Annotated in this window: 25 protein-coding genes and 1 tRNA gene; 17 read left to right on the top strand and 9 right to left on the bottom strand. The window is 63.6% G+C overall.

Annotation, left to right across the window (positions count from 1 at the left end; all coding sequences use genetic code 11):
* Positions 1-7 precede the first annotated feature (7 nt).
* From HTY61_RS10650 to rnhA, 8 genes are all read left to right on the top strand, one after another.
* Positions 8-937 carry a heme o synthase gene (locus HTY61_RS10650; protein ID WP_175276769.1) on the top strand — a complete coding sequence of 310 codons (930 nt, stop codon included), beginning with the start codon at positions 8-10 and terminating at the stop codon, positions 935-937.
* 5 nt (positions 938-942) lie between these two features.
* The gene (locus HTY61_RS19400; RefSeq protein ID WP_197945307.1) at positions 943-1,107 is read left to right on the top strand and encodes a hypothetical protein; all 165 of its coding nucleotides are present in this window, start codon (positions 943-945) and stop codon (positions 1,105-1,107) included.
* Between the two features lie 13 nt (positions 1,108-1,120).
* Positions 1,121-1,729 carry a cytochrome c oxidase assembly protein gene (locus tag HTY61_RS10645; RefSeq protein ID WP_197945417.1) on the top strand — a complete coding sequence of 203 codons (609 nt, stop codon included), beginning with the start codon at positions 1,121-1,123 and terminating at the stop codon, positions 1,727-1,729.
* Positions 1,730-1,743: 14 nt separating this feature from the next.
* Positions 1,744-2,619, top strand: coding sequence for a cytochrome c oxidase subunit 3 (locus tag HTY61_RS10640; protein WP_175276767.1), 876 nt, complete (start codon positions 1,744-1,746; stop codon positions 2,617-2,619).
* Between the two features lie 69 nt (positions 2,620-2,688).
* Positions 2,689-3,435, top strand: a complete 747-nt coding sequence (locus tag HTY61_RS10635) for an SURF1 family protein (protein WP_175276766.1) — start codon at positions 2,689-2,691, stop codon at positions 3,433-3,435.
* Positions 3,436-3,508: 73 nt separating this feature from the next.
* On the top strand, positions 3,509-4,519 hold the full coding sequence (gene ispH, locus HTY61_RS10630; RefSeq protein ID WP_197945306.1) for a 4-hydroxy-3-methylbut-2-enyl diphosphate reductase: 1,011 nt from the start codon (positions 3,509-3,511) through the stop codon (positions 4,517-4,519).
* A 3-nt stretch (positions 4,520-4,522) separates the two neighbouring features.
* Complete coding sequence (locus tag HTY61_RS10625) at positions 4,523-5,488, top strand: homoserine kinase (protein ID WP_175276764.1); 966 nt, start codon at positions 4,523-4,525, stop codon at positions 5,486-5,488.
* Complete coding sequence (gene rnhA, locus HTY61_RS10620; protein ID WP_175276763.1) at positions 5,485-5,934, top strand: ribonuclease HI; 450 nt, start codon at positions 5,485-5,487, stop codon at positions 5,932-5,934. The genes HTY61_RS10625 and rnhA overlap by 4 nt, the downstream gene beginning before the upstream one ends.
* Before the next feature lie 5 nt (positions 5,935-5,939).
* On the opposite strand, the gene HTY61_RS10615 is transcribed toward rnhA, so the two are convergent.
* Together HTY61_RS10615 and HTY61_RS10610 are read right to left on the bottom strand one after the other, a co-directional pair.
* A complete protein-coding gene (locus tag HTY61_RS10615; RefSeq protein WP_175276762.1) occupies positions 5,940-6,431 on the bottom strand; it encodes a peroxiredoxin in 492 nt (163 codons plus the stop codon).
* A gap of 67 nt (positions 6,432-6,498) precedes the next feature.
* On the bottom strand, positions 6,499-7,323 hold the full coding sequence (locus HTY61_RS10610; RefSeq protein WP_175276761.1) for a protein-disulfide reductase DsbD domain-containing protein: 825 nt from the start codon (positions 7,321-7,323) through the stop codon (positions 6,499-6,501).
* Positions 7,324-7,484: 161 nt separating this feature from the next.
* Here HTY61_RS10610 and HTY61_RS10605 point away from each other — a divergent pair, with 161 nt between their 5' ends.
* Complete coding sequence (locus HTY61_RS10605) at positions 7,485-8,081, top strand: YqgE/AlgH family protein (protein WP_175276760.1); 597 nt, start codon at positions 7,485-7,487, stop codon at positions 8,079-8,081.
* 16 nt (positions 8,082-8,097) lie between these two features.
* Here the strand turns inward: HTY61_RS10605 and HTY61_RS10600 are convergent, their stop codons facing one another.
* From HTY61_RS10600 to thrC, 4 genes are read right to left on the bottom strand one after another with little or no spacing between them, the layout of a single operon-like run.
* Positions 8,098-10,989, bottom strand: a complete 2,892-nt coding sequence (locus HTY61_RS10600; protein ID WP_175278515.1) for a putative bifunctional diguanylate cyclase/phosphodiesterase — start codon at positions 10,987-10,989, stop codon at positions 8,098-8,100.
* Between the two features lie 44 nt (positions 10,990-11,033).
* Positions 11,034-11,648, bottom strand: coding sequence for a GNAT family N-acetyltransferase (locus HTY61_RS10595; RefSeq protein ID WP_175276759.1), 615 nt, complete (start codon positions 11,646-11,648; stop codon positions 11,034-11,036).
* 31 nt (positions 11,649-11,679) lie between these two features.
* Entirely contained in the window at positions 11,680-13,002 is a 1,323-nt protein-coding gene (locus HTY61_RS10590; protein WP_175276758.1) for a M16 family metallopeptidase, read from the bottom strand.
* Between the two features lie 59 nt (positions 13,003-13,061).
* Entirely contained in the window at positions 13,062-14,459 is a 1,398-nt protein-coding gene (gene thrC, locus HTY61_RS10585; RefSeq protein WP_175276757.1) for a threonine synthase, read from the bottom strand.
* 127 nt (positions 14,460-14,586) lie between these two features.
* Between thrC and HTY61_RS10580 the strand changes: the two genes are divergently transcribed.
* The gene (locus HTY61_RS10580) at positions 14,587-15,240 is read left to right on the top strand and encodes a hypothetical protein (protein WP_175276756.1); all 654 of its coding nucleotides are present in this window, start codon (positions 14,587-14,589) and stop codon (positions 15,238-15,240) included.
* A 90-nt stretch (positions 15,241-15,330) separates the two neighbouring features.
* A complete protein-coding gene (locus tag HTY61_RS10575; RefSeq protein ID WP_175276755.1) occupies positions 15,331-16,482 on the top strand; it encodes a site-specific DNA-methyltransferase in 1,152 nt (383 codons plus the stop codon).
* A gap of 4 nt (positions 16,483-16,486) precedes the next feature.
* On the opposite strand, the gene HTY61_RS10570 is transcribed toward HTY61_RS10575, so the two are convergent.
* Together HTY61_RS10570 and mutY are read right to left on the bottom strand one after the other, a co-directional pair.
* Positions 16,487-17,098, bottom strand: coding sequence for an HAD family hydrolase (locus HTY61_RS10570; RefSeq protein ID WP_175276754.1), 612 nt, complete (start codon positions 17,096-17,098; stop codon positions 16,487-16,489).
* 4 nt (positions 17,099-17,102) lie between these two features.
* Entirely contained in the window at positions 17,103-18,188 is a 1,086-nt protein-coding gene (gene mutY, locus HTY61_RS10565; protein ID WP_175276753.1) for an A/G-specific adenine glycosylase, read from the bottom strand.
* A gap of 101 nt (positions 18,189-18,289) precedes the next feature.
* Between mutY and HTY61_RS10560 the strand changes: the two genes are divergently transcribed.
* The 5 genes from HTY61_RS10560 to HTY61_RS10540 all read left to right on the top strand — a co-directional run bounded on the left by HTY61_RS10560 (position 18,290) and on the right by HTY61_RS10540 (position 20,732).
* The gene (locus HTY61_RS10560; protein WP_428978261.1) at positions 18,290-18,802 is read left to right on the top strand and encodes a DUF721 domain-containing protein; all 513 of its coding nucleotides are present in this window, start codon (positions 18,290-18,292) and stop codon (positions 18,800-18,802) included.
* Between the two features lie 69 nt (positions 18,803-18,871).
* Positions 18,872-19,318, top strand: a complete 447-nt coding sequence (locus HTY61_RS10555) for a YcgN family cysteine cluster protein (protein ID WP_175278513.1) — start codon at positions 18,872-18,874, stop codon at positions 19,316-19,318.
* Between the two features lie 59 nt (positions 19,319-19,377).
* Positions 19,378-19,794, top strand: a complete 417-nt coding sequence (locus HTY61_RS10550) for a ketosteroid isomerase-related protein (RefSeq protein ID WP_175276752.1) — start codon at positions 19,378-19,380, stop codon at positions 19,792-19,794.
* The gene (locus tag HTY61_RS10545; RefSeq protein ID WP_175276751.1) at positions 19,794-20,384 is read left to right on the top strand and encodes a GNAT family N-acetyltransferase; all 591 of its coding nucleotides are present in this window, start codon (positions 19,794-19,796) and stop codon (positions 20,382-20,384) included. The genes HTY61_RS10550 and HTY61_RS10545 overlap by 1 nt, the downstream gene beginning before the upstream one ends.
* Positions 20,385-20,528: 144 nt before the next feature.
* Positions 20,529-20,732: a hypothetical protein gene (locus HTY61_RS10540; protein WP_175276750.1), complete on the top strand. Its 204-nt coding sequence runs from the start codon at positions 20,529-20,531 to the stop codon at positions 20,730-20,732.
* Here the strand turns inward: HTY61_RS10540 and HTY61_RS10535 are convergent.
* On the bottom strand, positions 20,690-21,430 hold the full coding sequence (locus HTY61_RS10535; protein WP_175276749.1) for an SIMPL domain-containing protein: 741 nt from the start codon (positions 21,428-21,430) through the stop codon (positions 20,690-20,692). The genes HTY61_RS10540 and HTY61_RS10535 overlap by 43 nt on opposite strands.
* 132 nt (positions 21,431-21,562) lie before the next feature.
* On the opposite strand from HTY61_RS10535, the gene HTY61_RS10530 reads away from it, so the two are divergent.
* Positions 21,563-21,639 (top strand) — tRNA-Ile (locus HTY61_RS10530).
* Position 21,640: the final 1 nt, after the last annotated feature.

Here is a 21,640-nt window from a genome sequence, read left to right as displayed (position 1 = left end):
GTCACCCATGGCGTTGGTCGACAACATCGAGAGCAACGAGGTCCGCGTTTCCGAGGCGCTGCCCGGCGATTACTTCGCGCTTCTCAAGCCGCGGGTGATGTCGCTTGTCGTCTTTACCGCTTTCGTCGGCATGATGATCGCGCCCGGCGAGATCCACCCGTTGACGGCGGCGATCGCGATCCTCTCCATCGCGGTGGGCGGCGGCGCGTCCGGCGCGCTCAACATGTGGTACGACGCGGATATCGATGCGGTGATGTCCCGCACAAGCAAGCGTCCGATTCCGGCCGGCCGGATCACCCGCGGCGAGGCGCTCGCCTTCGGTCTGACCCTTTCCGCATTCGCGGTGATGACGCTCGGCATCCTGACCAACTGGGCCGCGGGCGGCCTGCTGGCCTTCACCATCTTCTTCTATGCCGTGATCTACACGATGTGGCTGAAGCGCTCCACGCCGCAGAACATCGTGATCGGCGGTGCCGCTGGCGCGTTCCCGCCCATGATCGGATGGGCGGCGGTGACCGGCTCGGTCTCGCTCGAGAGCGTGATCCTTTTCCTGATCATATTCCTGTGGACGCCGCCGCACTTCTGGGCGCTGGCGCTGTTCAAGCTGCGCGACTACGACATGGCCAATGTGCCGATGCTGCCGAATGTCGCCGGCGAGCGCCATACGAAGCTCCAGATCCTGATCTATTCCGTGGTGCTGGCCAGCGTGGCCGTTCTGCCTTGGCCGCTCGGATTCGCGAGCCCCGTCTACGGCGCGATCGCGATCCTGCTCGGCGCGAACTTCCTGCGCCATGCATGGGCGGTCTGGCGCATGGAGGACGGCGACGCGACCATGGTGCCGGCCAAGAAGCTGTTCGGCTTCTCGCTGGTCTATCTGGCCGCGCTGTTCTCGGTGCTGCTTGGCGAGGCGCTGGTCTCCCGCGTCATGGGCTGGTGAGGGCAATGAACGAGAACAAGCCCGAATTGGTCCAGTTGACTGATGCCCAGAAGAAGGCCCAGCGCCGGCGCTCCATCGCCATCGGCGTGGTGCTGGCGGCATTCGCCATCATCGTATACGTCGGCTCGTGGGCCAAGATGGGCGTCGCCATTCTCGACCGGCCGTTTTGAGGATCGCGTGAACATGACGAACGCAATGCAGGACAACACTTCAGCCAACCGGCGCTCGAACGTCGTCATTGCCGTTGCCTGCGTCGGCTTCTTTGCCGGCATGGTCGGCATGGCCTACGCGTCGGTCCCCCTCTACCGCCTGTTCTGCCAGGTCACGGGCTATGGCGGCACGACGCAGGTCGCCGATGCACCGACCGGCGTCGTTCTGGACCGGGACATCACCGTGCGCTTCGATGCCAATACCAGCGGCATTGGCTGGGAATTCCGGCCGCTGCAGCGCTCGGTGACGATTCCGATCGGCGAGACGACGCAGATCGCCTACATGGCCAGGAACATGACCTCGCAGACGGTCACCGGTACGGCGACCTTCAATGTTACGCCACAGGCCGCGGGCGCCTATTTCAACAAGATGGAGTGCTTCTGCTTCACCGAGCAGACGCTCGCGCCGGGCGAGGAGATGGAGATGCCGGTCGTATTCTTCGTCGATCCGGACATCGTAGATTCCGAGGAACTCGAGGGGATCTCCGCGATCACCCTGTCCTACACCTTCTTTCCTGTTGACGAGCCGAAACCCGTTGCGCAAACAGTCACGGATGCGGACGTCACGCAAACCATACAATAACCGGGGATAGCCTTATGGCCGACGCACACACCAAACATCATGATTATCATATCATCGATCCGAGCCCGTGGCCGCTTCTCGGATCCATCGGCGCGCTAGTGATGGCCATTGGCGGCATCGGCTGGATGCAGGCGGTGCAGGGCAACGAATTCGGCCTGCTCGGCATTCCGCTGTCCAATCCCTGGACCTTCTTCATCGGTCTGCTGATCGTGCTCTACACGATGTTCGGCTGGTGGGGCGATACCATCAAGGAAGCTCACCAGGGGCATCACACCAAGGTGGTTTCTCTGCACCTGCGCTACGGCATGATCATGTTCATCGCCTCGGAGGTGATGTTCTTCGCGGCATGGTTCTGGGCCGTGTTCGACGCCAGCCTCTTCTATGACGAGGCGCAACAGTTCGCCCGCCTCGAGTATACGGGCGGCACCTGGCCGCCGGCCGGCCTCGAGGTGCTCGATCCGCTGCATCTGCCGCTTTACAACACGGTGATCCTGCTCCTTTCCGGCACCACGGTTACGTGGGCCCACCACGCGCTGCTGAACGACGACCGTTCGGGCCTGAAATGGGGTCTCGCGATCACCATAGCGCTCGGCCTCATCTTCACCGGCGTTCAGGCCTACGAATATGCCCATGCGCCGTATTCCTTCTCCGGCTCGCTCTATGGCGCGACCTTCTTCATGGCGACCGGGTTCCACGGCTTCCACGTCATCGTCGGCACGATCTTCCTGATCGTCTGCCTGATCCGTGCGATGGCCGGCGACTTCACGCCGAAGCAGCATTTCGGTTTCGAGGCTGCTGCCTGGTACTGGCACTTCGTCGACGTTGTCTGGCTTTTCCTGTTTTTCGTCATCTATGTCTGGGGCTCCTGGGGCGCCCCGATTGCCCACTAATGACAGGGCAGGAAGATTGAACGAAGGGGCGGTCGTCATGATCGCCCCTTCTCTTTTCGGGAGACGGTCTTGAACGAGCGAACCGCGACACACAGGGAACGGACCGGTATCCCCTGGCTGCTGATCCTGCTGTCGCTGGTCGCGCTCGCCATACTGGTCTCGCTGGGCAACTGGCAGGTGCGCCGGCTCGCCTGGAAGCAGGACCTGCTAGCGACGATAGATGCGCGTATCCACGCGGACCCGGTGCCGCTTGCCGAGGCGCTGGAAAGGATGCGCGCGGGCGAGGATATCGAATACCTGCCGGTTTCCGTGCGAGGCACCTTCCTGCCCAATGGCGAGCAGCACGTATTGTCGACCTGGAAAGGCGTTTCCGGCTGGAACATCTACCAGCCGCTAAGGCTGGAAGGCGGCGCCATTCTCTTCGTCAACCGCGGTTTCGTGCCCTATGACCGCAAGGAGCCGGAGACGCGTCCGGAAAGCCTGGCGGCCGGCGAGCAGGAACTGACAGGGCTCGCCCGCCTGCCGCTCGACGAGAAGCCGTCATTCCTGGTGCCGGAAAACGATATCGCGAAGAACCAGTATCACTGGAAGGATATTGTCGCGATGACCGCAGCGGCGGGGCTCGCGGCCGAGACCGTGGTGCCGTTGTTCGTGGACGCGGGACCGTACGACGACCCGGCGCACCTGCCGATAGGCGGCGTCACCAACATCGACCTGCCCAACAATCACCTGCAATATGCGGCGACCTGGTACGGGCTGGCACTGGCCCTCGCCGGGGTTGTCGGCGTATTCCTGTGGCGGCGCTATCGCGGTTGAGCCGCGGCGCGGCCGCGGGCGCTTGACAATGCAGCGCCCGGCTTCCAAATCGGCACCGAACCGGAATTCCCGAATGAACGCACCAAACAAGCCTCCGTTGACGATCCGCCTGTGCGAACCGCGCGGTTTCTGTGCCGGCGTCGACCGCGCAATCCAGATCGTCGTGCTGGCACTGAAGAAATTCGGCGCGCCGGTCTATGTCCGCCACGAGATCGTGCACAACCGGTTCGTTGTCGACGGGTTGCGCGAACGTGGCGCAATCTTCGTCAAGGAACTCTCGGACATTCCTGGCGACCATCGCGAGAGGCCGGTCGTTTTTTCGGCCCATGGCGTGCCGAAATCGGTGCCGGCGGATGCCGAGAGCCGGCACATGTTCTATCTTGATGCCACCTGTCCGCTCGTTTCCAAGGTCCACAAGCAGGCGATGCGCCACCAGCGCCTTGGCCGTCATGTCCTGCTGATCGGCCATGCAGGCCATCCGGAGGTCGTCGGTACGATGGGACAATTGCCCGAAGGTGCCGTTACGTTGGTCGAGACGGTGGAGCAGGTGTCCGGACTGGACGTGCCGGACGAGGAGAACCTCGGCTATGTCACGCAGACGACGCTGTCGGTCGACGATACGGCCGACATCGTTGCGGCACTTGAGCGACGGTTCCCGAATCTCACCGCGCCGTCGTCGGAATCGATCTGTTATGCGACGACCAATCGCCAGGAAGCAGTCAAGAAGGCGGCTCCGGGCACCGGCATGTTCCTGATCGTGGGCGCGCCGAACTCGTCGAATTCGCGCCGCCTCGTCGAGGTGGCGCGCCGCCACGGCGCCGCCGATGCCGTTCTGGTTCAGCGCGCGAGCGAAATCGACTGGACGCGCATGCAGGGGGTGTCCACCATCGGTATTTCCGCCGGCGCCTCGGCGCCGGAAATCGTCGTCCAGGAGATCATCGATGCGTTTCGCGATCGTTTCGACGTCACCGTCGACATCGCGCTGACGGTCGAGGAGACCGAGAACTTCCCGGTCATGCGCGATTTGCGCGACACCGCGCTGGAGCCGGCCGACATGGCCTTCCTCAACGGGGCGGAGAACTGATCCATGGCGGTCTACACCGACATCACCGAGGCAGAGCTCCGCGCCTTTCTCTCGGACTACGACGTTGGCGAACTGCAATCCTATCGCGGCATCGCCGAAGGCGTCGAGAACTCGAACTTCCTCGTCCATACCACGACCGGGCAGTTCATCCTGACGCTCTACGAGAAACGCGTGAACCGGGACGACCTGCCGTTCTTCCTCGGATTGATGCAGTACCTGGCGGAGCGCGGCGTGTCCTGCCCGTTGCCGGTGCATCGCCGCGACGGCGGGACACTCGGCGAGCTTGCCGGTCGCCCGGCCGCGATGGTGACCTTTCTCGAAGGCATATGGCTGCGCCGGCCAATGCCGGTTCATTGCGCCGAGGTCGGCAGGGGACTGGCGGAGATGCATCTTGCCGGCGAGGGCTTCGGACTGACGCGCCGCAACAGCCTGACCCTGGAGGATTGGCGCCCGCTCTGGGAGAAGTCGAAGGATCATGCGGACGCGCTGGATCCGGCCCTTCGACCTGAGACGGAGGCGTCGCTGGAGCGGCTCGAGGCGGAATGGCCGCGGGACCTTCCGGAGGGCGTGATCCATGCCGACCTGTTTCCGGACAATGTCTTCTTCCTGGGCGACAGCCTGTCCGGCTTCATCGACTTCTATTTCGCCTGCAACGACGCGCTTGTCTATGATCTCGCGGTATGCCTGAACGCCTGGTGTTTCGAGCGTGACCATGCCTTCAACCTGACGAAGGGCAGGGCGCTTCTCGCCGCCTACAATGCCACGCGGCCGCTTTCCGACGCGGAGATCGCGGCGCTGCCGATCCTGTCCATGGGCGCGGCGCTACGCTTCATGCTGACGCGCCTGTATGACTGGGTGATGACGCCGGAAGGATCGCTTGTCGTCAAGAAAGACCCGTTGGAATATCTGGCCAGAATGCGGTTTCACAAAGCGATCCGCTCGGTCACCGAATACGGGCTCGACCGATGAGCGAAACGAAGAAGATCGAGATATTCACCGACGGTGCCTGTTCCGGAAATCCCGGGCCCGGCGGATGGGGCGCCATCCTGCGCTACAATGGCGTCGAGAAGGAGCTGAATGGCGGCGAGGCGCTGACCACCAACAACCGGATGGAACTTCTGGCGGCGATCCGCGCCCTGGAGGCGCTGAAGGGTGGACCGCATCGCATAGAGCTCTATACCGACTCCTCCTACGTGAAGGACGGCATCTCCGGCTGGATTCATGGCTGGAAACGCAATGGCTGGAAGACGGCGGCGAAGAAGCCGGTCAAGAACGCCGAGCTCTGGCAGGAGCTCGACGAACTGTCACGCCGCCACGAAATCCACTGGCACTGGATCAAGGGCCATGCCGGACACCCCGAAAACGAACGCGCCGACGAGCTGGCGCGCGAGGGCATGAAGCCCTTCAAGCGCTGAACGCGCTAATCGCCAAGCATTTCCAGAAGCGCTGCTGCGCCCGAGACGGTCGCCTGGCCCGGATTGTCCTCCAGGTTCAACGCGGTGACGGCGCCGTCGTCGACAATCATCGAGTATCTGAGCGAGCGCACGCCGAGGCCGCCGGCGCTCAGATCGGCATCCAGGCCGAGCGCCTTGGTGAAGGCGCAATCCCAATCCGCGATGAAGGTGATCTTGCCCAGCGCATCGCGGTCTTTCGCCCACGCCTTCATGACGTGGTGATCGTTGACGGACACGCACACGATCTCGTCAATCCCGCTTGCCCTGATTGTTTCGCGGTTCTCGACAAATCCCGGCAGGTGGTTGCGCGTGCAGGTCGGCGTGAAGGCGCCGGGCACGCCGAAAACGACCACCTTGCGGCCGCCAAACAGGCTTTCGGTCGTGATGCTGGCAGGTGCGTCGTCCGTTATCTTCTGCAGTGTCAGGGACGGGATGCTGTCGCCGATCTTGATGGGCATTGTTACCTCCGTGGGTGTGTTCCGCCCCGTGAGACATGCACGGGGCGGGGAAGGGGTGAACCGGATACTAGCCGTTCGGCGCCGCGACCGCGATGACTGTTTCCGCCGAATCCGGTCCGCGCCGTGTCGTTACGACAAGTTCCAGCGTGCCGACCTGGGCAGGATCGAAAAGAGGTTCGGCGCGGAATACGGTCCGGGAGGCGCTTGCGGAAACGGGGACGGGCTTCCTGAAGCCGCGATTGGTACCGGCGGCGAGAAACAATTGCGTGTCGCCGTCGGCATCCTTCGGCGCGTGGTTGACCGGGATCTCGAGTAACCCGTCGGCTGTCCATGACGGTTCGCCGATCGACAGCCTTTCCGTGTTGCCGTCCGGTAGCCCTGCAAAGGCGGTGTCGACCTGGATGGTCTGCAGGGTGGCACCCGAAGGGCTTTCGAGTGGTACCGCGAAACTGGCGCTGACAGGCACGCAGATATCGCGGCAAATGCCGAGGAATACGTCCAGGACGACATCGCTGGCTCCCTTCTCGAGTTCCAGCGTCAGGGGAAGCGAGACCGGTTGCCTGTACCCGGCCCATGAGCCATAGGCGTCGTCCACCCAGACGGGTGCGGGAAAATGAAGCGTGACCCGTTCCGCGCCTGCGCTCGCATTTATGCTCGGTGGTATGCCGGCAGATCCCGGTTCGCGCCAATAGGTTTTCCATCCGGGTTCGAGCTCGATCTGCAACGCGCCGCGCAGGCTCTCCGTGCCCGGTTCCCATGCCTCGGTAATGATGCGCAGACGCGCACCTTCAGTGTCCTGCCAGGCCGACGCGCCCGCCTCCGCGGCCTGTGTCCAGACCGCGAGCAATACGGCAACAATGCATGTCGACTTTGTGTTCGCCGGGATTGTCATGTTCGTTTCCTGGTCATAAGCGGTTTGCGGCACGGGCGGTTTTCCGGAACGCCATCCCTACGTTCTTTGCCACCGGGCAGCAAACCACTGATGCGGAGCTGGTAACAAAAATGCTGACCAATTTCGAAAGCGATGGTACCCTCTCGCCCATGGAAATTCTGATGAGGCGGAAATATCAGGCGGATTCGGGGCAATTCGAGGGCAAGTTCCTCGTTGCCATGCCCGGGCTTTCCGCGTCGTTTTTCGCTCAGACGATCATCTATATCTGCGCCCACAACGACGAGGGCGCGATGGGATTCGTCATCAACAAGCCCCGCGACATGACGTTCTGGGATCTGGTCGAGCAGACTGACGTGTTCGAGGAAAGCGGCGTTCCCTCGATCCCGTCGAATGTCGCGCACGCGCCGATCGGCATGGGCGGTCCCGTGGACGAGCATCGCGGCTTCGTGCTGCATTCGAACGACTATTGCGGCGAATCCACCATTCCGATTTCCGATTCGGTCTTTCTGACCTCGACCACGCAGATACTGCGCATGATCGCCAACGGGCACGGCCCGCGGCAGTCCGCGGTCGCGCTCGGCTATTCGGGCTGGGGACCGGGACAGCTTGAAAGCGAGATACTCGACAATTCGTGGCTGACGCTTGAAGCCGATTCCGCCTTGGTGTTCGACATGGATCACGAGACCAAGTACGAGCGGCTGCTTCGCTCGTCCGGAATCCAGCCGGCGCATTTCGTTACGGAGTGCGGCCACGCCTGACGGTTGCCGGCGCCGCCTATTCGGCGGCGGCATCGTCGTTGGTGATGACGGGGCTTTGTTCCATAACGAGCTCGGTCGCCGCCTCCGCTGTCAGCGGCACGCCGGCGGCGAAGCCCTGAATGTAGCGGCACCCCATCCCTCGCAGGCGCTCGACGTCCTCTTTGGCCTCCACGCCTTCGGCGACGGTCGACAGGCCCAGATTGTTTGCCATCAGGATGACAGACTCCAGCAGCACATCGCGCTGCGACCAGTCGTTTCGAATCAGCGACTGGTCGATCTTGATCGTGTCGAAGGGGAAATGGGACAGATAGGCGAACGATGAATAGCCGGTACCGAAATCGTCCATTGCAAGTCCGATCCCGAGATCCTTCACACGCCCCAGAACACGTGCGTTGTGCTCCGGATTTTGCATGAGCACTGTTTCGGTAATCTCGAGTCGCAGCGTATGTCGGCGCGAGTTGAAGCGCGCCTTCATGCCGGAAATGGTGTCGGCGAAATCGCGCGTCATCACCTGCTGGCTTGATACGTCGATGGAAATGAAAAGGTCGGCGTCCGGCAGGGCGAGGTCCCAGTCCATCAGCTTGCGCATGGCCAGTTCGATCGCATGATCGCCAAGTTCGACGATCAGGTCGGATCGTTCGGCGATGGCGATGAATTCCGACGGCTGGATTTCGCCGCGCCGCGGATGGTTCCAGCGCATCAGCGCCTCGAAACCGGCGACATTCATCGTCCGGGCGTCCACGATCGGCTGGTAGAGGAGGGTGATCTCGCCGCGCTCGATGGCGCGCCTGAGGTCTGACTCCAGTTGCAGCTTGTCGGAGCCCGAGGTGCGGAAGGCCGGTCTGAACGGTTCGACCCGGTCGCCGCCATAGCGCTTCGCCTGGAACAGCGCCAGTTCCGCGTCGCCGTACAGGTCCTCGTCCTGCGCACGCGCCTGGGTCCACGTTGCCAGGCCGATGGAGGTCGTCAGGATGATCTGGCGCTCAGCGAAGGAAATCGGCGCCTTGATCGTGTTCTTCACTGCATCGGCGAAGCTGGCGATCCTTCCGGGCTCGGTCTCGGACAGCAGGATGATACCGAACTGGTTTCCGGAAATGCGGGCCAACGTGTCGTGCGGTCTGAGCAGGCGGCGCAGCCGCCTGGCGACCGTGATCAGCAGGGTGTCGCCCGCAGCCATGCCGATCGACTCGTTGATCTGCCGGAAACGGTCGATGTCGATGATCAGCACCGTCGGGCGCATCGAATCGTCGACATGGGCGAGTGCGATCGCGTTGCGAATCCGGTCCATGAACAGTTCGCGGTTCGGCAACCCTGTCAGGTTGTCGTGCACCGCGTCGCGCAGCAGCCTTTCTTCGGCGCGTTTCTGGTCCGAAACGTCGATGATGGTGCCGATGCAGCGGATCACCTGGCCGTCGGCGCCCACGACCGGGCGAGCACGCACGGCGTACCAGCTGTAGTGATTGTCGGGGCCGCGCAGGCGTATCGCGATGTCGATCTTGCCGCGGCGCTTCTCGATCACCGCGTCCAATGTCACGCGGAACCGGTCGCGGTCGTCCGAATGGATAAACGGCAGCCAGCTTTTCGGTGGCCCCTGCAATGTGCCCGGCGCGAACCCGATCACGGAGGCGAGGTCCGGCGTCGTGGACAGCCGGTCGCGGCTGACATCCCAGTCCCAGACTATGCCGCCGGATCCCTTGACTGCGAGGGCCTGGCGCTCGACGTTCGACAGCAGGTTCTGCTGGAATGCGCCGCCGGAAAACGCGTTCTGCATGATGGTGAAGCCGATCAGCAGCACGATCAGCACAAGTCCGCCGGCCAGCGCCGGCTGGATGATGTCGTTGTCCACCCGGCCGGAGACGGTCATGTAGCCGGCGACGATCCAGGCGATCAGCAGCGCCCACGCAGGAACCAGCATGATGGCGCGATCGAAGCCGCGCCAGGCAAATGCCGCGATCAGCGCAATTCCGAACACGGCATTGGCCGCCAATGTCAGCCGGGCAATGCCGGCAGCAAGCGCGGGATCGTAGAACACCAGCGCACCGAGCGCGGTGATGGCCAGAAGCCAGGCGATGGCGCCGTAGCTCAGATGTTCGTGCCAGCGGTTCAGGTTGAGATAGGTGAACAGGAAGAGGGCCAGTGCCGCCGCGAGCGAAACCTCGCTGAGCGCCCGCCACCGCGGGATTTCCGAGGGCTGGACGTCGAAAAAGCGGTCGATGAAGCCGAAATCCACGCAGATATAGGCGAGCACGGCCCAGGCCAGTGCCGCCGCGGCCGGGAACATCGAGGTTCCGCGCACCACGAAGATGATGGTGAGGAACAGGGCGAGCAGCCCGGCAATTCCCAGCACGATTCCGCGATAGAGCGTGTAGGAGTTGACGATGTCCTTGTACTGGTCGGCTTCCCACAGATAGACCTGCGGGAGATCGGGCGAGGCGAGTTCGGCGACGAAGGTGACGACCGCACCCGGATTGAGCGTGATCGAGAAGATGTCGGCATCTGGGCTGTCGACCCGGTCGAGCGCGAAGCCCTCGCTCGGGGTTATCGCCACGATGCGTTTCGAGCCGAGATCGGGCCAGAAGAAGCCCGAGCCGACGAGCCGGAAATGCGGCGCGACGATCAGCCGGTCGATCTGGGTTTCGGTCGTGTTTGCCAGCGCGAAGACGGCCCAGTGGCCGTCCGTGTCCTGCTGCGTGGCCTGGACCTCGATCGTCCGCACGATGCCGTCGATGCCCGGCGCGGTGGATATGCGGAAGGTCTCGCCGCGATTTCGGTAGATGGTCACGGCGCGCGACAGGTCGAGGGCTTCCTCGTTGCGACCGATCGATATCGCTTCCAGCGCGGTTGCCGGAACGGAAAAAACGGTCAGGAATGCGGCAACGGCGACAACCAAGGCCGCGCAGAAGCGCAGGAGGCCGAAACCTTCGCGGTGCCGATTTATCTGGTCCGTCGCCTTCAAGCCTTTTCACCCAGTTTCACCGTCGCGCCACCACGCTCGTGGTGCGGATTGATGCGAGCGTAAAGCACATGGTCGCGCCAAATGCCATTGATCTTCAAATAGGAATGCAAATAGCCCTCGCGTTCGAACCCGGTCCGTTCAAGCACACGGATCGAGCGTGTATTGTCGGGAATGCAGGCAGCTTCAAGGCGGTGGAGCCCGAAAGTCGTGAACGCCTGTTCGCACAACAGCCCGAGCGCCTCGCTCATGTATCCGTGGCCCTGGTAGCGAACCCCGATCCAGTAGCCGATCTGGCCGCTCTGTGCGACGCCGCGTCGCACATTGCCGAGGGTGATGCCGCCGAGGATGCGGCCGTCCTGCTTGTCGCAGATGAAATAGGGATAGCCTGTGCCCGCCGCGATTTCCCTGTTGTAGCGGCGGATACGCCCGCGAAACGCGACCTTGTCGAAATCGTTGGCAGGCCAGACCGGTTCCCAGCGTTTCAGGAATTCCGCGCTCTCGGCCCGCAGCGCCACCCACTCGCCATGATCGGTGATGTCGGGGTGGCGCAGGTGGATTCGCGTGCCGGCTATGACCTGTTGGCGCGTTCCGCGAAATGGGAAAGCAATCATTTCCGGCACCGGTTCGGTCGTTGACGACGGGTTAGCCGACCGCGAGACGCGCGTCGACACGCCGACCAACATAGCCGTCGGACCCTGCGCCAGCCATGAGTTCCGATCGAATGGATTCGATGTCCATGAGGCGGTCGACAGGGCCGATGGCCGAGACGGTCGGAGCCGACGCGGTGAACAGTCGCCCGGCGAGATCGCGCAGGCGCGCCACCGTCAGCTTGTCGAGCCGGTCAAGCAGTTCCTCGTTCGGAATGGGCCGGCCGTACAGCAGGATCTGGCGGGCGATCTGGCCTGCGCGCGCCGGGGCGCTTTCGCCCGACATCAGCAGCGCGGCCCTGAATTGCGCCCGCGCCCGTTCCAGCTCGGAAAGTTCGATGTCCTCCGATGCGCGACACAGCTCCTTCAGCACGAGATGAACCAGCTCATCCAGGTCTCCCGGCTCGGTCGCCGCGTGGATGCCGAAGATGCCGGTATCCGAGAAGCCCCAGTGGAAAGCGTAGATCGAGTAGCAGATGCCGCGTTTCTCGCGCACTTCCTGGAAAAGGCGTGAAGACATGCCGCCGCCGAGAAGCATGGCGAGCACCTGCGAGGCGTAGAAATCGCGCACGTGGTAGGCGCGGCCCTCGAAGCCGAGCAGGAACTGGGTGTCCTGCAACTGCCGGTGCTCGCGATAGTCGCCGCCGACGTAGTGCGCAAGCGACACGGCCTTGCCCTTCGGCTTTGTCTGTATGGAGCCGAAATAGCGCTCGGCGAGCTGGACGAAGGCGTCATGATCGATCGCACCGGTCGCTGCTATGACCATGCGCTCGCCGCAATATTCGCGGTCGATATATGTACGGATCTGTTCGGGCGTGAAAGAGGAAATCGTCTCGCGCGTTCCGAGAATGGCGCGCCCTATGGGCTGGTGACGGAAGGCCGCTTCGGTGAAGCGGTCGAACACCGCATCGTCCGGCGTGTCGTCGGCAGCACCCAGTTCCTGCAGCACGACGTGTTTCTCGCGCTCCAGCTCATCGGTGTCGAATTTGGAATTCTGGAGAATGTCGGAGAGGAGATCGAGGGCGAGGGGGACGTCGTCCTTCAGGACGCGGACGAAGTAGGAGGTTGTCTCGACGCTTGTCGCGGCGTTGATCTCGCCGCCGACATTCTCGATTTCCTCGGCGATCGTGCGCGCGTCGCGCCGCACTGTGCCCTTGAATGCCATGTGCTCGAGCATGTGCGCGATACCATGCTCGTTTTCCAGCTCGTTGCGCGATCCGGCCTTGATCCACACGCCGAGCGATACGCTTTCCACATGCCCGAACCGTTGTGTGGCAACCGTAATGCCGTTCGAGAGACGCGTCGTCTCTACTGTCATACACAAACTCCCTGGGCCGGCGCCGCGCCGGCTTTACGCTTCCTCCGATGGCCGCGCGTTCACCGGGTAGCGCGCGCGTGCCGCGAAATGTGATCTTCCACTATTTTTAGGTCGGATGGAAGCTCCGTGAAATTTTCGTGACGCTCCATCAGGTCTCCGAGCCAGGCAGGCAGCTCCGGCTCGATGCCGCAAGCTTCCCTTACGGCTTCCGGGAACTTGGCCGGATGTGCCGTCCCCAGCACCACCATCGGCGCGGCACCCCGGACCTTTTGCCGCGCCACATGCACGCCGACCGCAGTGTGCGGATCGAGCAGGTAGCCCGATTTCTCGCGGATTTCCCGGATCGTCGCTGCGCTCTCGGCGAGATGCGCCGTGCCCGCATCGAAACCGGCCCTGATAGTCGACAGTGTCTGCCCGGCAAGGTCGAAGCGGCTTGACTGCTTGAGGCTTGCCATCGCCGAGCGAACTTCCTCCGCCTTGCGGCCGCTGGCGTCGAACAGCAGGCGCTCGAAATTCGAGGAAACCTGAATGTCCATGGATGGCGAGGTCGTCTTGACCACGCCGCGCATCTCGTATGTGCCCGTCTCGAGCGTGCGCGCGAGAATGTCGTTGTCGTTGGTCGCGATCACCAGGCATTCGATCGGCAGGCCCATCTGTCTGGCGACATGGCCGGCGAAAATGTCGCCGAAATTGCCCGTGGGCACGGTGAAGGATACCGGCCTGTCCGGTGCACCGAGGGAAAGCGCCGAGGTGAAGTAGTAGACCACCTGCGCCATTATGCGCGCCCAGTTGATCGAGTTGACGCCGGACAATTTCACCGATTGCCGGAATGCCGGATGGTTGAACATGTCCTTCAGGAGCCCCTGGCAATCGTCGAAATTGCCTTCGATGGCGAGCGCGTGGACATTCGCTTCCGTGCTGCTGGTCATCTGCCGCTGCTGCACCGGCGAGACGCGGCCCTTGGGGAACAGTATGAAGATGTCCGTCCGCTCGCGTCCGGCGAATGCCTCGATGGCTGCGCCTCCGGTGTCGCCCGATGTCGCGCCGACGATGGTCGCGCGCTCGTCGCGCCCGGCAAGGACATGGTCCATCAGCCGCCCGATAAGCTGCATGGCCACGTCCTTGAAGGCGAGTGTCGGGCCGTGGAACAGCTCCAGCACGAACTCGTTGGCGCCGGTTTGCACGAGGGGACACACGGCCTCGTGGCGGAACGTGCCGTAGGCCTCGGCGACGATCCCTTCGAAGGTGGCGCGGTCTATCTCGCCCTCCACGAAGGGCCACATCACGGTCACGGCGATTTCCGCGTAGGACCTGCCGCGCAGGGCGTGGATTTCACTGGCGGAGAACTGCGGCCATGTTTCGGGGACATAGAGGCCGCCGTCGCTTGCAAGCCCTGCAAGCATCGTGTCACAGAAGCCGAGGACGGGTGCCTGGCCGCGGGTCGAGATATATTTCACGTCAATGCTCTCGTTCTGGTCGGCGCTTCAAGCGCAATTGTCGCGCGGTGCTTACCCGAAAACCGCGCACTCTCAAACCCCGATGCGGGGAAGGGGACCTCCGGCCATTGACGAACCGTGCAAAGCTATGGATGGTGCGGCCCGCCGGCGCATTGTCGCCAATCTCGTTTTCGAGGATGTGCCGGCAGGCAACGGGTTTATCGATCACGGGTTGGCCATGAGTTTCGCTATGACAGTTCGCGCGGCGCGTTTCGGTGCCCTTCTCGGTTTTGTCGCACTGGCTTCGTGTCAGTCCATGAAGGTCGGCGATACGCTCTCGACTTCCAAGGCCGGAGACGAGGAATTGAGCGCCGCGGACCTGCGCGCCTATTGCCCGCGCGTGACGCTGCTTGAAGGCACCGCCATCCTCAAGACCTATGCGAAGGGGCACAAGGACGATCCGGACCATATCATTTACCAGGCGACGATCACGGACGTGACCCGGTCCTGCAAGTACGAGGGCGGCAATCTCTACATGCAGGTGGCCGCCGCCGGACGCGTCGTGTGGGGCCCCAAGGGCGCCGGAGGAAGCGGCAGCCTCGAACTCCCGGTCCGCGTTGCGGTCAAGCAGGGCGAGAACCTTCCCTATTCGCGTCTCGGCAAGATCACGGTCAGCGTGCCGCCGACCGGGGATGCGGTCCAGTTCATCTACAAGGACGACCAGGTTGTGGTGCCCGCGCCGACCTCGCCGAATCTCCAGGTCATAGCCGGTTTCGACGAAGGCCCCTACGACACGCCCTGAATGATCGGAAACTTCCCTTTCCGCTAACCCGGCATTAACCGTGTTGGGTAACCATGACCCCCGAAGAGTACCGCGTAATTCGGGTGTATCATGTCTGTCGTTCGTCTCGCCTCCACGGCTCGCGCCGCCGCGAAGTCCGTTCAATCGTCCTCCATCGACGCCTGTCTCGACACCATCATCAAGGGTGACTGTGTCGCCGCGCTCGAGCGTCTGCCGGAGAAGTCGGTCGACGTCATATTCGCCGATCCGCCCTACAACCTGCAGCTCGACGGCGACCTGCACCGGCCCGACCATTCGAAGGTCGACGCGGTGGACGACCACTGGGACCAGTTCGATTCCTTTGCCGCCTATGATGCGTTCACCCGCGCCTGGCTGCTCGCCGCGCGCCGCGTGCTGAAACCGAACGGTACGATCTGGGTCATCGGCTCCTATCACAACATCTTTCGCGTCGGCACGAGCCTGCAGGATCTCGGCTTCTGGATTCTCAATGACGTGATCTGGCGCAAGACGAATCCGATGCCGAACTTCCGCGGACGGCGCTTCCAGAACGCGCACGAGACGATGATCTGGGCCTCGCGCGACCAGAACGCCAAGGGTTATACCTTCAACTACGAGGCGCTGAAGGCGGCAAACGAGGATCTCCAGATGCGATCCGACTGGCTGTTCCCGATCTGCACCGGATCGGAGCGCCTGAAGGACGAGAATGGCGACAAGGTTCATCCGACGCAAAAGCCGGAAGCGCTGCTCGCGCGCGTGCTCATGGCCTCGACGAAGCCTGGCGATGTCGTGCTCGATCCCTTCTTCGGCTCAGGCACCACCGGCGCAGTCGCCAAGCGGCTCGGTCGCCACTTCATCGGCATCGAGCGCGAGCAGGCCTATATCGATGCCGCCATGGCGCGCATCGAGGCCGTCGAGCCGGCGGACGCGAAGACGCTGAAAATCGTCGCCGGCAAGCGCGCCGAGCCGCGTGTTGCCTTCGCGGTGCTTCTCGAGACGGGGCTTCTCAAGCCCGGCACCCTTCTGACGGACGCGAAGCGCCGCTGGACGGCCACGGTTCAGGCCGACGGTTCGCTCGCCGTCGGCGGCGAGCAGGCCTCCATCCACCGCATGGGGGCGAGGGTGCAGGGGCTCGATGCCTGCAACGGCTGGACGTTCTGGCACTACGAGGAAGATGGCGAACTGAAGCCCATCGACACGCTGCGGGCCGAGGTGCGCAAGCAGATGGCGGCTGCGGGGGCGTGAACCCTCAGGCGACCAGTTCGTAGCCGGCGAGGTCTTCCCGCAGCTGTTCGGCATCGTCGAACCGGATCGCCTGCCAGCCGAACGCGCGGGCACCGAGAACGTTCTTCTCGGAATCGTCGATGAACAGGGTGGCCGCCGGATCGAGGCCGAATGTCCTCGTGTGGTGTTCATAGATCGCCGGGTCGGGCTTGATGATGCGGATGTCGCCCGAAACCGTCACGCCGCGACTCCATTTCAGGAACGGGTACATTTCCTGCGCCTCGCGGAAGGTGTCGGAGGCGAAATTGGTCAGCATGGTCACGTCGCGACCTGCATCTATCAGTTCGCGCAGGATAGCGACGCTGTCCTCGTAGGCATGGGGCACCATCTCCGCCCAGTGCCGGCGGAAGGCGCGGATATTCTCCGCCTCGTCGGGAAAGCGGGCGATCAGTTCCTCCTCGGCCACGGTCCAGCTCCGGCCACGGTCCTGTTCCAGGTTCCACTCGTTCGAGCAGACTTCGCGCAGGAACCAGGCCCGACGGCGGTCGTCGGGGATGATCCGCCGGAACGGCAGTTCCGGATCGTAGTGCACCAGCACCTTGCCGATGTCGAAGACGATATGGCGGATATCGCTCATTTGTTCAGCCCCGCTCGTTTCCCGATTCGTGTTGCAGGGCTCTTACCAACACCTTTTTCATGACGGTGGGTAGGGCTTCGCCCGCGATCGCGTCCGGCTCGCTCCACCATTGGTGCGCATCCGGTTCCAGTTCGCCTTCGGCACGGAAGACCGAAAGACGCAGTTCGAAATGAGTGAAGACGTGGCTGATCGCCCCGCAATCGGTCCAGTGCGCTTGGGGCAGGGGCGCTTCCGACGTGTCGGTGGCGCCGTCGGCCCGCGCGTTCCATCCCGTTGTCGGCACCTGCGTCATGCCCGCGAGCAGGCCGTCCGGTCCGCGTCTTTCGAGCAGAACCGCCCCGTCGTCATTGGTCAGCACATAGGCCGCGCCGCGCCGAACCGGGCGGGCCCTCTTCGGCGCTCTGACCGGAAATCGCTCCGGATCGCCTGCTTTCAGCGCGAGGCAGCCGTCTCGCAAGGGGCAGGTGATGCATGCCGGCCGTTTCGGCGTGCAGACGGTGGCGCCGAGATCCATCATGGCCTGGGCGAAATCTCCGGGCCGGTCCTGCGGCGTGAGCGTCCCTGTGCGCTCGCGGATCGGCTTCTTGGCGGCCGGAAGCGGCGTGTCGATCGCGAACAGCCGCGCCACCACGCGCTCGACATTGCCGTCGACCACTGCCGCCGGCTCGTCGAAGGCGATCGCCGCGATGGCCGCTGCGGTGTAGTCGCCGATGCCGGGCAGCGCGCGCAGCGCATTGGCGGTGCCGGGGAAATTCCCGCCGTGCTCCGCCACCACGGCATCCGCGCATTTCTTCAGGTTGCGCGCACGCGAATAGTAGCCGAGTCCGGCCCAGGCCTTCAGTATGTCCTCCTCGGACGCGGCAGCGAGCGCCGCCACGTCCGGCCATTTCGCGGTGAATTTCGCGAAATAGTCTTTCACCGCCGCGACCGTGGTTTGCTGCAGCATGACCTCCGAGAGCCATACCCGGTAGGGGTCGGGCCGGATGCCGCGTGCCCGCTCCGCCGGGCCCGTCCGCCATAGCAGTTCGCGCGCGTGCCGGTCGTACCAGGCAAGCAGTCTCGCGGAGACGGATTCGGGGGCCGGGATCATGGTCCGTTCATGTGTTATTGCACCATGCGAGATCAAGCATCGCTTTTGTCCGTCCGCACGATTATCATGGCCGGCGTGTTCTAAACCCGAAGTGAGGCGGCGTGAGCAACGGAAGGCCGGGCAAAGGTCCATGGAAGGCGAAGGCGCCGGAACAGCTCGGCGGGCTGGTGTCCGGCGTGCTCGATCCCGTTCTGGCGCGTCGTGCCGGCATGACCTCGGCGCTGCTCGCCGCCTGGCCGCAGATCGTGCCCGAAATGCTCGTCGAGACGACGCGGCCTCAGAAGATCAACTGGCCGCGCCGCGCGCACGAGGACGATCCCTTCAAGCCGGCGACGCTGGTCGTCGCCGCCGAGGGCATGGCGGCGCTGCATCTCCAGCACCAGTCCGGCGAGATCATCCAGCGGGTAAACGCCTTCTTCGGCTTCCAGGCGGTCGAGCGTCTCCAGATCGTGCAGAAGACGGTTGCGCCGGTGCGCAAGCCGAAACGCCGCAAGCCGCCGGTGAACCCGGCGGATGAAAGGCGTATCGAGGCGCTGACCGGGACGATCGAGGACGAGGGGCTGCGCGAGGCGCTTGCCCGGCTGGGCAGGAGCATCAAGCAGGAAGGGCACTAGTTCTCCATTGCCAGCGCCGCCGCGATGTGATTGGTCGCGCCCATGACCGCAAAAGCGAAAATCGACGGGATGCGCGACCGCTTCTGGGAAACCGTTCCGCTGGAGGAAATGAACCCGGCCGAGTGGGAGGCGCTTTGCGACGGCTGCGGCAAGTGCTGCATGTCGAAGCTGATCGACGAGGACACCGACGAGATCTACTACACGTCCGTCGCCTGCCGCCTGTTTGATGCGGGCACGTGTCGCTGTTCCGATTATGCCAATCGTTTCAGTCATGTACCGGATTGTGTGCAACTGACGCCTGAGAATGTGCGCACCATACCCTGGCTGCCGCGAACCTGCGCCTACCAGCTGGTTGCGGAGGGCCGCGGGCTGTATGACTGGCATCCCCTCATTTCCGGGGAGCCGGATTCCGTGCACGATGCGTCGATGTCGATGCGCGGGCGCGTCACCGCCTTCGAGCAGGACCTGGCGCATGAGGGCGAGTTTCTCGACCATATGGTCGAGGAGGGCATGTGACGCGAACCGTCTGCGGGCGGGGTGCAGGGCAAAGAGACGCAAGCTGCGAGGAACCGACAATGGCCGAAAACGAAACCCGGGCGCTGGTCGAGCGCTATCTTGCCGCCTTCAATGCGGGCGATTCCGAGGCGATGCTGGAATGCCTGCACGAGGATGTCGCCCATGACATCAACCAGGGCGGACGCGAGATCGGCAAGGAGAAGTTCCGCTGGTTCAACGCCGAGATGTCGCGCCACTATGACGAGCGGCTGACCGATATCGTCGTCATGGTCGCGCCGGGCGGCGTGCGCGCTGCGGCCGAGTTCACCGTGCACGGAACCTACAAGGCTACCGCGGAAGGCCTGCCGACGGCCAACGGCCAGTCCTATTCGCTGCCGGCCGGCATCTTCTTCGAGGTCGATGACGGGCTTATCAGCCGGGTGACGACCTACTACAATCTCCAGGACTGGATCGCGCAGGTGAAGAAGGCCGGCTGATGCGCGTCATCGTGAGGCCCCTGGAGCGCGGGGAGGTCGAGGCACGGTTCGACGATCTCGCGCGGCTCCGCATCACCGTTTTCCGGGCCTTCCCCTATCTCTACGATGGCGACATGGAGTACGAGCGCCGCTATCTCGAGACCTATGTCGCGGCGCCCGGTGCCTTCGTCTGCGGCGCGTTCGACGGCAACCTTCTCGTCGGTGCCGCCACGGCTTCGCCGCTTGCCCAGCACAAGGATGAGTTTGCCGAACCCTTCGCCCGGCGCGGGTTGGACCTGGACGATTTCTTTTACTTCGGCGAGTCCGTCCTGCTGCCGGAATATCGCGGGCAGGGGGTCGGCGTCCGCTTCTTTGCGGAGCGCGAGGCGGAAGCCCGCCGACAGGGGTTCGCGAAATGCATTTTCTCCGCGGTCGTCCGGCCCGCGGATCATCCGATGCGGCCGTCCGGCTACGAGCCGCTGGACGATTTCTGGCGCAAACGCGGATATGAACGCATCGAAGGCCTGCAAACGGCCTATTCCTGGAAGGATGTGGGCGACCGGGACGAGACGGAAAAGCCGATGGAATACTGGATGCGCGAACTGGATTGAGCCGGGCCTTTCGGTTCGACCCGCCGGGAGTCTCCCGGTATTCTGGTCATGGCAATTTCGGCTGTGTCAAAGTGTTTCATTCTGAAACAATTTCCCTTGCGGCCGCGCACCTCACGCGTTACCTCAGCCGCGGGAGGGAGATTCATGCACATCATTGAACCAAGCGCATCTTCGCGCGCCATGCTGGCGGGCATGACGCTTGTCGCAACCGGCCGGTTTGCCCGGGACGCACGAGAAATCCGCATGTGCGCCCCGGTACCCCGCTGGCTGACTCTTTCGGAGGGCGCCGCTTTGCGCGATGCGGCCTACTGTTCCAGCGCGAAGGTGACGTTGACCGTCACGGAGTAGGTGTTCTCGCCTGCAGCGACGGGCACCGGCGCGGACTTGGCGGCGTCCATCAGCATCTCCGCGCGCGCCATCGGTACCGGTTGAGGCCGGTAAGAACTTTCCGAGATCTCGAGCACCTTGCCGAGACCTATGCCCGCCGTGCCGGTCAGCGTCTTCGCCTTGGCGATGGCTTCCTGCATGGCCTTCACCCGCGCTTCCTCGATCGCTTCCGACGGGTCGTCATTCGTGAAGGCTATGCCGCCGCCCTGGTTGACGCCGAGCGTCACCGACTTGTCGAGGATCGCGCCGAGCTTGCCCAGGTCGCGGATGCGCACTGTAAGGCTGTTGCGCACGGTATATCCGACGATCTGCGGTGCGCCGCGGGTCCCGTCCGCATTCTTCTTTGGATAAACGATCTTCGGATCGATCGAGAAATTCGAGGTTTGCAGGTCGCGCTCCTCGATCCCTTCGGCCTGCAGGGCGGCCAGCACGTCGGCCATCGCCGCCGTGTTGGCGTCCAGCGCCTGGCGCGCGGTCTCCGCCTCGCGGACCACGGATAGCGTCAGGACAGCCATGTCGGGCGCGATCTCGGCTCTGCCCTCGCCGGAGACGACGATTCGCGGCGTCGGCTCGTTCTGCTGCGCGAGCACCGCCTGCGGCGCGGCGGCGATGCCGGCGAGAACGAGCATGGAAAAAATTGCATTGCGGGTGAATGTCATGTGGGCTTTCCCGTTTTGAGTCCCTTCAGGAAGGGCGGTGCCATGTCATTGCGCCGCCAATATGGCACCGGTGGGCGATTGAAAACAGTGACTTGTGAAGCGCGTTCGTTTCGGCTAGGCAGTCGCGGCGTGGGGCCTGTAGCTCAATTGGTTAGAGCCGGCGGCTCATAACCGCTTGGTTGGGGGTTCGAGTCCCTCCGGGCCCACCAT

Origin of the sequence: Oricola thermophila, assembly GCF_013358405.1 — a bacterium.
GTDB lineage: Bacteria > Pseudomonadota > Alphaproteobacteria > Rhizobiales > Rhizobiaceae > Oricola > Oricola thermophila.
The sequence above is the reverse complement of the archived record's forward strand: the minus strand, read 5'-3'. Positions and strand labels throughout refer to the sequence as shown.

Coding starts and splice junctions, on each gene's coding strand:
- HTY61_RS10605 (WP_175276760.1), top strand. CDS start 7,485: ATGAGGCGGAAATATCAGGCGGATTCGGGGCAATTCGAGGGCAAGTTC.
- HTY61_RS10550 (WP_175276752.1), top strand. CDS start 19,378: ATGGCCGAAAACGAAACCCGGGCGCTGGTCGAGCGCTATCTTGCCGCC.
- HTY61_RS10540 (WP_175276750.1), top strand. CDS start 20,529: ATGCACATCATTGAACCAAGCGCATCTTCGCGCGCCATGCTGGCGGGC.
- HTY61_RS10590 (WP_175276758.1), bottom strand. CDS start 13,002: ATGACAGTAGAGACGACGCGTCTCTCGAACGGCATTACGGTTGCCACA.
- ispH (WP_197945306.1), top strand. CDS start 3,509: ATGAACGCACCAAACAAGCCTCCGTTGACGATCCGCCTGTGCGAACCG.
- HTY61_RS10615 (WP_175276762.1), bottom strand. CDS start 6,431: ATGCCCATCAAGATCGGCGACAGCATCCCGTCCCTGACACTGCAGAAG.
- HTY61_RS10640 (WP_175276767.1), top strand. CDS start 1,744: ATGGCCGACGCACACACCAAACATCATGATTATCATATCATCGATCCG.
- HTY61_RS10580 (WP_175276756.1), top strand. CDS start 14,587: ATGGATGGTGCGGCCCGCCGGCGCATTGTCGCCAATCTCGTTTTCGAG.
- HTY61_RS10645 (WP_197945417.1), top strand. CDS start 1,121: ATGACGAACGCAATGCAGGACAACACTTCAGCCAACCGGCGCTCGAAC.
- HTY61_RS10545 (WP_175276751.1), top strand. CDS start 19,794: ATGCGCGTCATCGTGAGGCCCCTGGAGCGCGGGGAGGTCGAGGCACGG.
- HTY61_RS10625 (WP_175276764.1), top strand. CDS start 4,523: ATGGCGGTCTACACCGACATCACCGAGGCAGAGCTCCGCGCCTTTCTC.
- HTY61_RS10610 (WP_175276761.1), bottom strand. CDS start 7,323: ATGACAATCCCGGCGAACACAAAGTCGACATGCATTGTTGCCGTATTG.
- HTY61_RS10535 (WP_175276749.1), bottom strand. CDS start 21,430: ATGACATTCACCCGCAATGCAATTTTTTCCATGCTCGTTCTCGCCGGC.
- HTY61_RS10575 (WP_175276755.1), top strand. CDS start 15,331: ATGTCTGTCGTTCGTCTCGCCTCCACGGCTCGCGCCGCCGCGAAGTCC.
- HTY61_RS10650 (WP_175276769.1), top strand. CDS start 8: ATGGCGTTGGTCGACAACATCGAGAGCAACGAGGTCCGCGTTTCCGAG.
- rnhA (WP_175276763.1), top strand. CDS start 5,485: ATGAGCGAAACGAAGAAGATCGAGATATTCACCGACGGTGCCTGTTCC.
- HTY61_RS10595 (WP_175276759.1), bottom strand. CDS start 11,648: ATGATTGCTTTCCCATTTCGCGGAACGCGCCAACAGGTCATAGCCGGC.
- mutY (WP_175276753.1), bottom strand. CDS start 18,188: ATGATCCCGGCCCCCGAATCCGTCTCCGCGAGACTGCTTGCCTGGTAC.
- HTY61_RS10555 (WP_175278513.1), top strand. CDS start 18,872: ATGCGCGACCGCTTCTGGGAAACCGTTCCGCTGGAGGAAATGAACCCG.
- HTY61_RS19400 (WP_197945307.1), top strand. CDS start 943: ATGAACGAGAACAAGCCCGAATTGGTCCAGTTGACTGATGCCCAGAAG.
- HTY61_RS10570 (WP_175276754.1), bottom strand. CDS start 17,098: ATGAGCGATATCCGCCATATCGTCTTCGACATCGGCAAGGTGCTGGTG.